The organism is Sphingomonas sp. STIS6.2 (assembly GCF_000732685.2).
Classification (GTDB): domain Bacteria; phylum Pseudomonadota; class Alphaproteobacteria; order Sphingomonadales; family Sphingomonadaceae; genus Sphingomonas; species Sphingomonas aerolata.
The window spans coordinates 1-14,145 of the sequence record NZ_JPDP02000016.1; the positions used below are offsets into that span (position 1 = coordinate 1).

The following is a 14,145-nucleotide window of genomic DNA, read 5'->3' on the forward strand; positions in this document are numbered from 1 at the left end:
GGCTGTCGTCGTTTCCGGTGTCCTTCGCTGGTCGCGACAGACCGCTCGACAGGAATGCCGAACCGGCCGTGCCGGTGCGGGTGTTCGTTTGTGGGATCCCGGCATCAGGATAATGCTTCCGTACGGCGCGCGCGCTATCGTCGGTATCGCTCGATTGCGGGCCCCAGGGGGGCAGCTGATGCTCCGGATCGGTGAAGGGCCACACGATCCTGGTGCGAGGGGCAGGCCGGCCACCAGCCTGCCCCTGTGCTCGATCAGAAGCGCATCGTCCCGCCGAACGCGACGGTCCGGCCGCTGACCGTATTGGTCATCACCCGCTTTGCAGTGCCGTCGGCATATTGGACGATCGGCTCGTCGGTGATGTTGATCACGTCGAGTGTCAGCTTGAACCGCGGCGTCAGATTGACATAGGCCGAGGCGTCGAGGTTCGTGGTGCCCTTGATATACTCGCCGATATTGCCGTTGCCGCCATCGCCCCAGCGATAGCGCGAGCGCGTCGCGATCGAGCCGCGTGCGCCCCAGCGATCGGTGTCGTAATAGAGCGTCGCGTTCGACGAGAATTTCGACAATGTCGGCAGCGGCAGGCGGACCGGCACGCCCGCATAGAAGACGTCGGTCGACCCGCTGGCGACCGTGACGTTGCCGAGTATGCCGAGCTTGTCGAACGGCGCGGGCAGGAAGTCGAAGTCGCGCTTTGCGGCGACCTCGATCCCCTTGATCGACGCGCCGGGGCCGTTGATCGGGCGCGTATAGTTTACCAGCACCGCAGGGTCGACGCCGACGGGCAGCAGCGCCGCGGGATAGCCGGTCGAGGCGTAGGACACGAGCCGCGTCTCCGACGTGATGTACGAGTCCATGTGCTTGTAGAAAGCGCCGATCGCGAGCGATCCGCGCGTGCCGTCATAATATTCGAGCGACGTTTCGATCGAATCGGCGATGAACGGCTTCAGATTGGGGTTGCCGGCCGCGATCGTGCCGCCGAACGAGGCGAGGTTGAGCGTCCCGGCCGCGCGCATGTCGCTGAGCGCTGGGCGGCTCAGATTGCGATTGCCGCTCAGCCGGAAGACGATCGACCGGCTGAGGTCGAAGGCGAGGTTCGCTGCGGGCAGAAAACCGTCATAGCGGTTGGTCACGCTGACCGGGACGAGCGCGCTGCCGACCAGCGCGGTTCCGGCGGATCCGAGATCGGTATGGTAATAGCGCACGCCGACATTGGCGCGCAGGCCGATCGCGCCGAGCCGGGTGGCGAGGTCATATTGCAGATAGGCGCCATAGGTCCGTTCGGTCAGGTCATAGGCGGTGCCCGCGACGGTGCTGGTCGCGTTGACGGTCATGCTCTGACCGAGCAGCGCATAGGTGGCGGCGACATCGCCGATCACATAGGGGGCGAGCGTGCTGTCGGTCAGGACGCTGGTCGGGACGTCGGGCACGCCCGGCTTGTTCTCGTAGCTGGGCGCGACCTTGCGCTGCCAGCCGCCATTGGTGAAGCGCTTGAACCCCGCACCCGCCTTGATCGTCGACCCCGTGGCGACGGTCCAGGCAAGCTCTGCCTTGCTGTTGTAGAATTCGCTCTCGATCCGGTCGGCGCGGGTCTCGAGGCCCTGCAGGTCCCATTGCGACGCGTCGGTGGTGTCGAAGCCATAGTCGGTCCGCGGCGAGGCGGTGTTCAACCCCGAAAAGGAATAGCTCTTGCCGACCGCCTCTAGATAGACCTGCGCATAGCGCGACGCGAAGGTCGATCGCGACCAGCCGCCCAGGACGTTGAGCGTCAGGTTGCTGGCGAGATCGGTATGCGCGTTGAGCGCGGCCTGCCAGAAGGTCGTCTGGTCATGCGTCACCTTGGATTCGGTGCGCATGTCGACACGGTCGAACGACGCGCCGACGATGTCGTTGAAATCGTCGAAGGTGACGCCGGTCAGCAGCTGCGTGCCGGTCACGTTGTTCGCGGCGACGCCGTTGGTCCCCGCGGCGCCGATCACGCCCGAGCGCCGGTCGTTGTTCAGCCGGCCATAGAGCAGGTCGAGCGAGACGTCGGTGCGGTCGTCGGGATGATATTGCAGTGCGGTGGTGACGCCGAGGCGTTCGCGCTTGTTGAAGAAGGTCGCATAGGTCTGCGCACGGCTGTTCCAGACGCGCGCGGCACCGGTCGCACCCACCAGGAGCGCGCGGTCCGCCGCGGAGACGGCGGGCCCGACATTGGCCGCGCCGAAATTGATCTGCGACCAGTTCCAGTTGCGATAGCCGAACTCGACGGTCTCAGCGGTGCTGTACGCGACCGAGGCGAGGACGCCGAAATCTCCCCAACGATCGGATATCAGCCCGACGAGGCGCGGTGTGACCGTCTTGGTATATTGGTTCGCCTGGCCGCGGGCGGAGGCGACGACGGTGAGCCCGTCATAGTCGAACGGCTTGGCGGTGTGCAGCCCGACCGTGCCGCCGATGCCGCCCTCGTCCTGCTGCGCCGCATAGGATTTCTCGACGACGACCTTGTTGAACAGCTCGGATGCGAAGATGCTGTAGTCGAACGCGCGCGACCGGCTGACCGACGAGCGGCTGTCCAGCCCCGACGAGGTATTGGTGAGCACCTCCATGCCGTTCAGCTGCGTGCGGGTGAAATCCGCGCCCAGGCCGCGCAGCGAGATCTGGCGACCCTCACCGCTGTCGCGGGTGATTGCGACGCCGGGGATGCGCTGAAGCGCCTCGGCGAGGTTCTGGTCGGGAAACGCGGCGATGTCCTGCGCCAGAATCACCTCCTGCGACCCGGTTGCGGCCTTCTTGATCTGCTGCGCCTTGGCGACGCTCTGGCGGTAGCCCCGGACGACGATGTCGGCACCGTCATCGGCGAGGGGGGCAGGCTGCGTGGCCTGCGCGATCGCCTGGGCTTCGGTCCCGCCGGGGGATGCGGCAGGAGCATATGCCGTCGTCACCGGCCCCATGTGCCGTGCGACGGTGACCGTACCGCCGACGATCCTGCCGTCGACCGCGCTGCCCGCGGTGATCCGCGCGAGCGCCTGTTCCGCGGTCATTCGGCCGCGCAGTCGCTGGCTGCGTGCGCCCTGCAGCAGCGACGGCGACGTCGCGAGCTGCAGCCCGGTCAGCCGTGAGAAGGCGAGGAGCGCGTCGGCGAGACCCTGTGCGGGAACGTCGAAGCTGAACTGGCGTGGTGCCGGTGGTGCTGTCTGCGCGATCGCAGGCGCGCAGACAAGGCCGGACAGTGCAACGGACGCGAGCAGACGCCGCGCCAGACGAATTCTATGAAACATGATTTCCCCCCGAGATGGTTCGAGGGCAAGACGGGCAGGCGCCCGGAAACCCGACAAAGTATTTGGTTTCAGTTATATGACAGCGAAGTCTGATGCCGGTCGGTGTTTATACTGACGGTGGCGCTGCGCAATTTGGGGGATCGGGCGGCGTCCGCGCGAACTCCTTGTCGCACCCTCTCCGAAATTGTCACAAACGCGGCCTAGGTCGCCGGGATCAACAACCCGGACGAGCCATGCCAGCGACGCTTCCCCAGATCGACACCCGCGCGGGCGAGCCCGCGGTCGAGGACTGGCGCGCGATCGCGGCGACGCTGAGCCGCTATGTCCGTGCGCGCACCAGCCGGGTCGATGTCGTCGAGGACGTCGTGCAGGAGACGCTGTCGCGGCTGGTGCACCAGGGGCGCGTGCAGAAGCTGGTCAGCATCTATGCGCTCGGCTTCCGGATCGCCGCGAACCTGCTGGTCGACCATCATCGCAGGGACCGCCGCTATGTCGCCGAACGCGCGGAGGAGCCCGTCAGCCAGGCGCCCCTGCCGGACCGGGTGCTGGTCGGCCGCGAGGCGGTCGCGATCCTCCGGGACGCGCTCGACGCCATGCCGCCGCTACGCCGCGACGTGCTTGTCCGCCGCCGTTTGCAGGGGCAAAGCTGCGCGGCGATAGCGAGGGATCTGGGGTTGAGCCCGAAGGCAGTCGAGAAACACATCACCCGCGGCCTGGCAGACCTTCACAAGGCGATGCCGGGAGAGGCGATCGCGTGCGGACGCGGGCGATGAGCCGCGAAAGCCAGATCGCCGAGGACGCGGCCGCGTGGATCGACCGGCTCAACCAGCCGGCGTTCGATGCCGCGGCGGGGCCGGATTTCGATGCGTGGATGGCAGCGTCGCCGCGGCACCGCGCGGTCTTCGCCGAGATGCAGGCGCTCTGGCAATCGGAGGCGCTGGTCGAGGCGCTCGGGACCGCGGCGTGCGCCCCTGCGGCCGCGATCCCGCCGGCCCCGCGGGTCGATCGCGCGCGTCGGGGGCGGCGATCGGCGCCGTGGCTCGCCGCTGCTGCCTGCGCGATACTGGTTGCGATTCTCCTGCTCGTGCCGATGCTGGCAACGACGCGCTATCGCACCGGTCCTGGCGAGAGCCGCACCGTCGTGCTCGCGGACGGGTCGCGCGTCGATCTGAGCGGCGACACCGAGCTGCGCGTGCGGATCCTGCCGTGGCACCGCGGTGCCGAGCTCGTCCGCGGCGAGGCCTATTTCGACATTCACCACGAACGCAGCCGGATGTTCCGGGTCGCGAGCGGCACCACATCCGTGCGCGTGCTGGGCACCGCGTTCAACGTCGATCGCCAGTCGCCGACGCGCACCGCCGTGGTCGTCTACCGCGGTGCGGTCGAGGTCGGCGTCGCCGGGGAAGCGGATCTGGTGCTGCACAAGGGCGACGGCGCACGCGTCGTCGACGGGCAGGTCACCGCGCAACCGCGCATCGCGGCGAGCGCGCCCGAGTGGAAGTCGGGGTGGTTCGAGGCGTCGGACGTTCCGCTCGCGGTGCTGATCGGCAAGGTTCAACGTTACTCGGCGCGGCCGATCCTGTTGGAGGATCGCGGCCTGCAGGCGCTTCCGATCAGCGGCCGCTTTCATATTTCCGATACCGACCGCGCATTGCAGGCGGTGCAGGCGGCCTATCAGGTCGATGTCGCTTACGGGAAAGACGCGATCGCCATCCGCCCGGCGGGCGGGCCCGGAAATCCCTAGGATCGCCACCGCCCGTTCTTTTGTTTGTCGGGTTTTGCCCGGCTGCTCCGTCTTTCCGGCATAGCAGGTCGCGCTGCGACGCCGGTCGGGCGCTGCAGGCGGGCGCTGCCGCAGGGAGTGTCCTTATGGCTCAGTTCGATCGCCGCAATCTGGTCAAGGCCGGCCTCTCGCTCGCAATGCTGGGCGGGGCGGGGGCGCCGCGGTTGCTGGCGAAGGCGACGTTCACGCGCGATCCGTTCACGCTCGGTGTCGCCTCCGGAGACCCCTGGCCCGACGGGTTCGTGATCTGGACCCGGCTGGCGCCCGAGCCGCAGACCCCGGACGGCGGCATGCCGCCGCATGATGTTCCGGTCCGCTGGGACATCGCCGAGGACCCCGGTTTCCGCAAGATCGTCCGGACGGGATCGGCGGTCGCCGACGCGACGCTTGCGCATTCGGTCCATGTCGAGGTCGACGGGCTGCGATCGCACCGCCCCTATTGGTATCGCTTCCTCGTCCAGGGTGCCGGATCGAGCCCGGTGGGGACCGCGCGCACCGCGCCTGCGGCGGGCGCGTCGCTCGATCGGCTGCGGCTGGCGATGCTGGGGTGCCAGGATTTCGAGACGGGCTTCTTCACCGCCTATGCGCATGTCGCGCGCGAGCCCGATCTCGACGCGGTCTTCCATTATGGCGACTATATCTACGAGATGGCGACCCGGGCCGAGCCCAGTCCGCGCAAGCACCACGGCGCCGAGACCTATACGCTCGACCAGTATCGTCGCCGCTATGCGCAGTACAAGGCGGATCCCGACCTGCAGGCGGCGCATGCGGCGGTCGCGTTCATCATGTCGTTCGACGATCACGAGATCGACGACAATTGGGCGGGCGAATTCGACAAGGACGGCAACCCGCCGCCGGTGTTCGCCGCGCGCAAGGCCGCGGCGTTGCAGGCCTGGTACGAGCATGTCCCCGTCCGCCGCGCGCAACGGCCCGGGACCGGGCGCGCCTATCGCCGGTTCGATTACGGCACGCTGGCGCGGATGCACGTGCTCGACACGCGCTCGGCCCGCAGCGACCAGCTTTGCGAGCGGCCCGGGATCGCGCGGGGCGAACTAGACGCCTGCGTGCCGGTCGACCGGCCGGGGCGCACGATGCTGGGGGCCGCGCAGGAGCGCTGGCTGGACGACGGGCTCGCCAATGACGCCCGGTGGAACTTCATCGCGCAGCAGGTGCTGTTCATGCCCTATGACGCGCGCAAGGACGGCGCGACGACGCCGGTGGTCGGCAAGGATAATTGGAACGGCTATCCGCTGGCGCGGCAGCGGCTCGTCGACGGCATCGCGCGGCGCGGGCTGACTAATGTCGTGATCGGCAGCGGTGACCTGCACCAGAATGTCGTCGGTTCGGTCCCGCGCGACGCGAACGACCTTGGCGGTGCCGCGATCGCGACCGAGTTCCTCGCGACCTCGATCTCGTCGGGCGGCACCGGCGGTGCGCGCTATGCGGGCGAGGCGCGCGCGCTCGACCATAATCCGAACGTCAGCCTGCTCAACAACCAGCGCGGCTATCAGCTGTTCACCGTGACGCCGGACCGCTGGCTTGCCGAGGTGAAGGTGATGGATCAGGTCGATCGGCCGGGCGGGTCGATCTCCACCTTCGCCAAGTTCGTGGTGGATCCGAAACGGCCTGGGCCACAGCCGGCCTGACCCGGCCGCGCGACCCCGTGCCGACGCTCAGTGGTTCTCGATCGAGGCCTGCGTGTCGGTATGCGGCGCCTCGAACGTCGCCCATTCGCCTTCGCCATCCGGGTCGGGCCGGGGCGGCGGCCCCGCAATGCCGTCGTGATCGGGGCGGTCGCCGGTACGCGCACGGTGGAGATGGACCTTGGCGATCATGTTCGCCGAAATCGGTGCGGTGATGAACAGGAACAGCGAGATCAGCAGCTCGTGCGCGGTCCAGACGCCGAGCCGGACCTGGAAGAACAGCACCGACGCCAGCAACAGCCCGCCTAGCCCGAGCGTTGTCGCCTTGGTCGGGCCGTGCAGCCGCTCCATCGTCGAGGGGAGGCGGACCAGCCCCCAGCTGCCGATCAGCACGAACGCCGCGCCGAGCAGGATCAGGCCGGCGATGACGATCTCGACGAGGCCGCTCATTCGACGATGTCCCCGCGCAAGAGGAACTTGCAATAGGCGATGGTGCTGACGAACCCGACCATCGCCAGCAGCAGCGCGGCCTCGAAATAGGTGTCGTTGCCGCCCATCATGCCGATCACGACGATCACCGCGATGACGTTGATCACCATGGTGTCGAGCGCGAGGATCCGGTCGGCGAGCGCGGGCCCGCGGTACAGCCGCCAGCCGTTGAGCAGCAGCGCGAGCGCGATGGCGATGGCGGCGATCTGCAAGGCGGTGGCGATCATGCGAAGATCCTTAGCAGCGGCGCCTCGTAGCGGGTCTTGATCCGCGCGATCTCGGCGTCCGCGTCCGCGACGTCGAGCGCGTGGACCAGCAGGAAGCGCCCGTCGGCGGACACGTCGGACGAGACCGTCCCCGGCGTCAGGCTGATCGTCGCGGCGAGCACGGTGATCGCCTCGGGCGACGACAGTGCGACCGGAACGACCAGCCAGCGCGAGCGGAGATCGCGGTTGCGCCGGAACAGGATCAGCCGCGCGACCTCGAAATTGGCGACGACGATGTCGCAGAGCACGAGGCCGACATAGCCGAGCAGCGCGCGGCCGAAGCGGACGCGGGGGCGATCGGGCCAGAAGGGCTCGGTGAACTTGGGCAGGACGATCCCGAAGACCAGACCGAGCAGGATCCCGCCGACCGTGATGCTGTTCGCCATCAGCAGCCAGACGACGACCAGCATCGCGGTCAGCGCGGGGTGGGGGAGGAGGCGCTTGATCATCGCGTCGCCTCCGTCAGGACCGCCGCCGCATAGCGATCGGGGGCATAGATCTGCGCGGCGGTTGCCTGCGCCTGCGCGGTGGCCCAGCCGGCACCGAGCGTCAGCAGCGCGAGCAGCACGAGCAGCGTCGCCGGCGCGATCAGTTCGGCGCGCGACCGGTCCGCGCCCGCGATCGGGTCGGCATCGTCGGCCGCCTTCCAGAACAGCGTGCTGCCGCTGCGGGCAAAGCCGACCACGCCGATCAGCGTCGTGCCCAGCACCGTCGCCCAGATCAGCGGCCATGGCTCGGCCGTGACGCTGCTCTGGAGAATGAACAGCTTGGCGACGAACCCCGACAGCGGCGGCAGCCCGACCGCGGCGATCGTCGCGGCGAGGAACAGCAGCCCGGTCGCCTGCTGGCCTGCGAAGCGCGGGCTGGGGACGATCGCGTCGCCATATTGGCCGCGTCGGCGCAGTGTCACGTCGGCGACCAGGAACAGCGCCGCGCCCGCCAGCGTCGCGTGGACGAGATAGAACAACGCGGCGGCGGTCGTCGCCTGCGTCCAGCATGACACCGCTAGCAGCAGCGTCCCGGTCGAGCCGAGGATCGCGAACGCCGCCTGCTCACGCATCGCGCGCGCCGCCAGCACGCCGACGAAGCCGATGATCGCGGTCAGCACGGCGGCGGGCAGCAGCCAGGGCGCCGGCACCCAGGCGGCGGCGCCCGCGGCATCGCCGAAGATCAGCGGCACGACCCGGATCATCGCATAGACGCCGACCTTGGTCATGATCGCGAACAGCGCGGCGACGACCGGCGCGGTCGCGGCATAGGTGCGCGGCAGCCACAGATGCAGCGGCACGACTGCTGCCTTCAGCGCGAACACCGCGAGGAGCAACAGCCCGGCGAGCCGGATCAGCCCCTGGTCCGCCGCGCCCAGTGCGGCGATGCGCTGGCCGAGATCGGCCATGTTGAGCGTGCCGGTCAGTCCGTAGAGCAGCCCCAGCGCGATCAGGAACAGCGCCGAGCCGACGATGTTGACGACGACATAGGCGACCCCCGCCTTCAGCCGCGCCGCGCCCTGACCGTGGAGCATCAGCCCGTAGGAGGCGATCAGCAGCACTTCGAAGAACACGAACAGGTTGAACAGGTCCCCGGTCAGGAACGCGCCGTTCAGTCCGAGTAGCTGGAACTGGAACAGGGGGTGGAAATGCCAGCCCTTGCGGTCGACCGCGGTGACGACCGCGTGGAGCATCACCACCAGCGCCAGCATCGCCGCGAGCACCAGCATCATGGCGGACAGCCGGTCGAGCACCAGCACGATCCCGAACGGAGCCGGCCAGCCGCCGAGCGGATAGGCGCGGATCGCATCGTCCTGCGCGATGCCGAACAGCGCAAGCGCGACGACCAGCATCGCGACACAGCCGGCCAGCGACAGCGCGACGCCGACATGGCGCCGCCGCCGCATCACCATCAGCGTCAGCGGCGCTATGATCGCGGGGATCACGACCGGCGCGATCACGAGATGGTCGAGCAGCGTCATGCGCGATCCTGCTCCGGGCCGGGGACGGCGTCGGCGATGCCGTCGACCTGGTCCGATCCGCTTTCGAGGAAACTGCGCAGCGACAGGATGACGACCAGCGCGGTCATCCCGAAGGTGATCACGATCGCGGTCAGCACCAGCGCCTGGGGCAGCGGATCGGCATGGTCGGTCACGCCCTTGGCGAACAGCGGTGGGCGGTCGACGACGAGCCGGCCGATCGCGAACAGGAACAGGTTCACGGCATAGGACAGCAAGGTCAGCCCGAGCACGACCTGAAAGGTGCGGCCGCGCAGCGCGAGATAGACGCCGCCTGCGGTCAGCACCGCGATCGCGCTGGCGATCAGGAATTCGAGACTCATGCCGATGTCTCCTCGTCGGCCTGATCGCGGTTGCGCGCCGCGCGCTGCGCGACGTGGCTGAGCTGGGCGAGCGCCATCATCACCGCGCCGACGACGACGCAAGCGACGCCCGTATCGAAGAACATCGCGGTCGCCAGCTCGACCTCGCCGACCAGCGGAATGTGGAAATAGCCGAAGCTGCTCGTCAGGAAGCGCGCGCCGAAGACGAGCGAGCCGAGCCCCGTCGCGGTCGCGATCAGCACGCCGACCGCGATCAGCGGATGTTCGCCGATACGGCGGCGGTCGTCGGTCCAGTCGAAGCCCGAGGCGAGATATTGCAGCAGGATCGCAATCGAGACGACCAGCGCGGCGATGAACCCGCCGCCGGGCTGGTTATGCCCGCGCAGGAAGATGTAGAGGCCGACCAGCAGCGCGAGCGGCAGCAGCAGCCGCGTCGCCATCACGAACATCATCGGATGGCGCTCGGGCGAATGGGGCATGTCGTGCCGCCATTCGCGTAACCGCCGCCCCGCCGTGCCGCGCGCCGCGGGCTCGAGCAGCGCATAGATGGCCAGCCCCGCGATCCCGAGCACGATGATCTCGCCGAGTGTGTCGAACGCGCGGAAATCGACCAGGGTCACGTTGACGACATTGGTCCCGCCGCCGCCCGGATAGCTGTTCGCCCAGTGGAAGGACGAGACCGTGTCGCGCAGCTCGCGCGTCATCACCGCCCAGGCCGCCCAGCCGGTGCCGATCCCGGCGACCGCCGCCAGCAGCGCATCGCGGCTGCGGCGCGGCAGGCTCGAGAGTTGCGGCGGAACCTTGGGCAGCAGGTGCAGCGCGAGCAGCATCAGCAGGATCGTCACGACCTCGACCGCGATCTGGGTCAGCGCGAGGTCGGGAGCGGAAAGATGGACGAAGGCGAGCGCGATGACGAGGCCGATGACGCTGATGAAGACCAGCGCGAGGAAGCGCTGGCGTTGCATCGCCACGACGATGCCGGTCGCGACGACCAGCGCGAACCAGGCGACGACCGCGACCGGCGACGCGGGCAGCGTCGCGCGCGTCCCCGCGGGCAGCCCGCCGGTCGTCAGCGCGGCGTCGATCCCGAACAGCACCGCCACCGCGAACAGCACGAACAGATAGCGTTGCAGCGACGGCGCGTGGATCGCGAGCGAGGCGTCGCGGCTGCGCGCGACGATCGCCGCCATCGCGCCGTCGAACAGCCGCTTCGCATCGAGCGTTCGCCGCCCGTCCAGCCAGCGCGCGACCGGCGCGCGCCGCCACAGCAGCAGCGCACCGATCACGACCGCGAGCGCGCTCATCCCCAGGGCGGGGTTGATCCCGTGCCACAGCGCCAGATCCAGCGCGGGCGGGCTGCCACCGATCACCGCCCCCGTCGCGGCGCGCACCAGCGGCCCGGCGATCGTCATCGGCAACAGTCCGAAACCGAGCGCGACGAGCAGGAGCACGATCGACGGTCCGATCATCGCCATGCCGGGATCGTGCGGCGCGGCGACATCCCCCGTCGCGCGAGGCCCGAAAAACTGTCCGGTGGCGTAGCGCAGCGAATAGGCGACCGACAGCGTCGCCGCGATCGTCGCAAGCAGCGGCACGAGCCATGACCGGCCATCGTGCGCGGCATGCAGGCTTTGTTCGAGCATCATCTCCTTGGAGATGAACCCGCCGAGCGGTGGCAGCCCCGCCATCGCCGCGACCGCCAGCGTGCCGAGCGTCGCGGTCAGCGGCATCAGCGCGGCGAGCCCGCCGAGGCGACGGATGTCGCGCGTCCCCGTCTCGTGATCGACGATGCCCGCGTTCATGAACAGCGCCGCCTTGAACGCGGCGTGGTTGAGGATGTGGAACACCGCTGCCGCGGCCGCCGCCGGCGTGCCGAAGCCGAGCAGCATTACCATCAGCCCGAGCTGGCTGATCGTCGAATAGGCGAGGATCGCCTTCAGATCGTTGCGGAACAGCGCGACGCCCGCGCCGAACAGCATCGTCACGAGGCCGGTCGAGGCGACCAGATAAAACCACAATTCGCTGCCCGCCAGCACCGGCCACAGCCGCGCGAGCAGGAAGACGCCTGCCTTCACCATCGTCGCGGAATGGAGATAGGCGCTGACCGGCGTCGGCGCCGCCATCGCGTGCGGCAGCCAGAAATGGAACGGGAACTGCGCCGATTTGGTGAACGCGCCGAGCAGGACGAGCGTCAGGATCGCGGGATAGAGCGGCGATGCCTGGACGACGGCGCCGCGCGTCAGGATCGTCGCGAGCTCATAGGATCCCGCCGCCTGGCCGAGCAACAGCATCCCCGCGATCAGCGCCAGCCCGCCGCCGCCCGTCACCGCCAGCGCCATCCGCGCGCCCTGCCGCGCGTCCGCGCGGTCGCGCCAGAAGCCGATCAGCAGGAACGACGACAGGCTGGTCAGTTCCCAGAATATCAGCATCAGCAGGATGTTGTTCGACAGCGCGATGCCGATCATCGCGCCCTGGAACAGCATCAGGAACGACAGGAACCGCCCGGTCGGCTCGGCCTTGGCGAGATAGCCCTGCGCATAGATCACGACGAGCAGGCCGATGCCGAGGATCAGCCCGGCGAACAGCAGCCCGAGCGGATCGAGCCACAGGCTGAGATCGAGTCCGAGCGCCGGGATCCACGCGATCCGCGCGGTCAGCGGGGTTCCCGCAAGGACCGCGGGCGCGGCGAGAAGCAGCAGCGCGAGCCCCGCCGCGCTCGCACCGGCTGCGATCCCGACATGCATGCGACGGCCGCCACGTGCGCCGAGCGCCAGCATCAGCGCCGCCGCGAACGGCAGCACCATCAGGAGCATCAGGGGCATGGCAGATCGTTTCCCGGCGACGTCACGCCCCGCGCCATCGCACGAAACGTCGCTTGGGTCGACCGGACCGCCACCATGATCGGGCATCTGCGGGGTGTTCGCGGCAATCCGGGTGCCTTTTCCGACACGTGATGTGGGTGTCATCACACGCGGACGCGCGTTCACGTCCCACCCATGGCGAAGGCACGCATGGCGAAGGAGCGACCATGCGCACGATCGACTTCAGTTCCTGGCAGACCACGTTGCTGACGTTGTTCGGGCTCGCGCTGGTGACGGCGATCGGCGTCGGCATCCGCCTCGTCACGATGATGACGATCCAGCAGCGCCGCGAGCGGATCAACCGGCAGATCAACGAACGGCTGCGTACGCTGATCGCGGCCTACAAGACGCTGGGCGGCTCGTTCACGGGCACGCTGACGGTCGACCCCGCGCATCGGCGCGACCTGCGTCGCCGGGGCGAGGAGGTCCCTGACGATGCGGCGGATGTCGCGATCGACACCGGATCGGACCGCGGCCGGCGGATCCGCGACGCGGTCGAGGCGGCGCTGTCGGACATCATCCTGCTCGGCACCGACGAGCAGGTCCGGCTGGCGGCGCAGGCCGCGGGCGAACTCGCGGCAGGCCGCCCGGTCCCGACGCACGCGCTGGTCGTGTCACTGCGCGATTTCGTGCGCGCCGCGCTCGATCTCGCGCCCGTCCCGACCGACCTCGTCCTGCCCGCGCAGGGCCCGACGCGGCCGGCCGCCGGCGGCGGCCGCGGCAAGGGCGAGCGCGAGGGGGCCGCTGCAGGCCGGGGTTCGGGCGGGGGCGGTGGTGGACAGGGCGGAGGCGGCGGGGGCGGCGACACGGTTGCAGCGGGGGAGGACGCTCCGGCTCCCGGTACCCGCGCGTAACGCCGTTACGGCGCGACCTCTGCCCCATAAGCGCGCGTGAACAGATCGAGCGCGCGCGCCGCCTGCCGGCGCGCTTCCTCGGGACCGGGCATGCCGACGACCCCCCAGAGCCGCAGATTCTGCTGGGTCTGGGCGAGCAGCAGCAGGTGCATCGCCGCCTGCACCGGATCATCGGCGCGCAGGTCGCCGGCGTCCATCCGGCCGCGCAGATAAAGTGAAAGCTGCTCGATCACGATCTGCGGGCCGCGGGCATAGAAGATGCGGCCGATCTCGGGAAACCGCCCGCCTTCGCCGACGATCAGCCGGTGCAGCCGGATGTTGTCGGGGTGAAGCAGCTTGCCCTGGAAGCGTTCGAGGAAGTCGAGCAGCGTCGTCGCACAGTCGCGCCCCGGGCGCAGCGCATCCTCGAGGCTCTGGCGGAAGTTCGACGTGACATCGTCGAGCACCGCGCTGAACAGATCCTCCTTCGACGGAAAATAGGCCCAGAGCGTCCCCTTCGATCCGCCGAGCTGTACGGCGATCGTCGACATCGAGGTGGCGGCATAGCCATGGTCGAGAAATGCCTCGCGCGCGGTCGCCACGATCGTCTCGCGACGGGCTTCGCGGTTCAGATCGCGGCGGGTTTTCGGCTCGGACATAGGCGTACTATACGGTACGA

Annotated in this window: 13 protein-coding genes; 4 read left to right on the plus strand and 9 right to left on the minus strand. The window is 69.0% G+C overall.

The features are described from left to right. Positions 1-205, minus strand: a 205-nt coding sequence (locus sphst_RS21035; protein ID WP_234387268.1) for a hypothetical protein, incomplete at its 3' end; no start/stop codon positions are given. 49 nt (positions 206-254) lie between these two features. After that, entirely contained in the window at positions 255-3,263 is a 3,009-nt protein-coding gene (locus tag sphst_RS02450) for a TonB-dependent receptor (protein WP_051916209.1), read from the minus strand. Between the two features lie 233 nt (positions 3,264-3,496). Between sphst_RS02450 and sphst_RS02455 the strand changes: the two genes are divergently transcribed. The 3 genes from sphst_RS02455 (at position 3,497) to sphst_RS02465 (ending at position 6,692) form a co-directional block, all read left to right on the plus strand. Continuing rightward, positions 3,497-4,036, plus strand: coding sequence for an RNA polymerase sigma factor (locus sphst_RS02455; RefSeq protein ID WP_051916211.1), 540 nt, complete (start codon positions 3,497-3,499; stop codon positions 4,034-4,036). Continuing rightward, positions 4,033-5,007 (plus strand): FecR family protein, encoded by a 975-nt coding sequence (locus sphst_RS02460; RefSeq protein ID WP_159043474.1) that lies wholly within the window; start codon positions 4,033-4,035, stop codon positions 5,005-5,007. The genes sphst_RS02455 and sphst_RS02460 overlap by 4 nt, the downstream gene beginning before the upstream one ends. A 125-nt stretch (positions 5,008-5,132) precedes the next feature. Beyond that, positions 5,133-6,692, plus strand: a complete 1,560-nt coding sequence (locus tag sphst_RS02465) for an alkaline phosphatase D family protein (RefSeq protein ID WP_031395562.1) — start codon at positions 5,133-5,135, stop codon at positions 6,690-6,692. Between the two features lie 27 nt (positions 6,693-6,719). Here sphst_RS02465 and sphst_RS02470 read toward each other — a convergent pair whose 3' ends face one another. Genes sphst_RS02470 through sphst_RS02495 form a run of 6 tightly spaced genes read right to left on the minus strand, consistent with a single transcriptional unit; the run spans position 6,720 to position 12,594 of the window. Continuing rightward, positions 6,720-7,139 carry a Na+/H+ antiporter subunit G gene (locus sphst_RS02470; protein ID WP_031395561.1) on the minus strand — a complete coding sequence of 140 codons (420 nt, stop codon included), beginning with the start codon at positions 7,137-7,139 and terminating at the stop codon, positions 6,720-6,722. Next, positions 7,136-7,405, minus strand: coding sequence for a K+/H+ antiporter subunit F (locus sphst_RS02475; RefSeq protein ID WP_031395560.1), 270 nt, complete (start codon positions 7,403-7,405; stop codon positions 7,136-7,138). Before sphst_RS02475 ends, sphst_RS02470 begins: the two co-directional genes overlap by 4 nt. Continuing rightward, positions 7,402-7,893, minus strand: coding sequence for a Na+/H+ antiporter subunit E (locus tag sphst_RS02480; RefSeq protein ID WP_031395559.1), 492 nt, complete (start codon positions 7,891-7,893; stop codon positions 7,402-7,404). The genes sphst_RS02475 and sphst_RS02480 overlap by 4 nt, the downstream gene beginning before the upstream one ends. Further along, positions 7,890-9,413, minus strand: a complete 1,524-nt coding sequence (locus tag sphst_RS02485; RefSeq protein WP_107045098.1) for a monovalent cation/H+ antiporter subunit D — start codon at positions 9,411-9,413, stop codon at positions 7,890-7,892. Before sphst_RS02485 ends, sphst_RS02480 begins: the two co-directional genes overlap by 4 nt. Then, complete coding sequence (locus tag sphst_RS02490) at positions 9,410-9,772, minus strand: Na+/H+ antiporter subunit C (protein ID WP_031393506.1); 363 nt, start codon at positions 9,770-9,772, stop codon at positions 9,410-9,412. The genes sphst_RS02485 and sphst_RS02490 overlap by 4 nt, the downstream gene beginning before the upstream one ends. After that, the gene (locus sphst_RS02495) at positions 9,769-12,594 is read right to left on the minus strand and encodes a monovalent cation/H+ antiporter subunit A (RefSeq protein ID WP_107045099.1); all 2,826 of its coding nucleotides are present in this window, start codon (positions 12,592-12,594) and stop codon (positions 9,769-9,771) included. The genes sphst_RS02490 and sphst_RS02495 overlap by 4 nt, the downstream gene beginning before the upstream one ends. Positions 12,595-12,800: 206 nt before the next feature. Here sphst_RS02495 and sphst_RS02500 point away from each other — a divergent pair, with 206 nt between their 5' ends. Next, positions 12,801-13,487 carry a hypothetical protein gene (locus sphst_RS02500; protein ID WP_107045100.1) on the plus strand — a complete coding sequence of 229 codons (687 nt, stop codon included), beginning with the start codon at positions 12,801-12,803 and terminating at the stop codon, positions 13,485-13,487. A gap of 5 nt (positions 13,488-13,492) precedes the next feature. Here sphst_RS02500 and sphst_RS02505 read toward each other — a convergent pair whose 3' ends face one another. After that, on the minus strand, positions 13,493-14,125 hold the full coding sequence (locus sphst_RS02505) for a TetR/AcrR family transcriptional regulator (protein WP_031395749.1): 633 nt from the start codon (positions 14,123-14,125) through the stop codon (positions 13,493-13,495). Between the last annotated feature and the right edge of the window lie 20 nt (positions 14,126-14,145).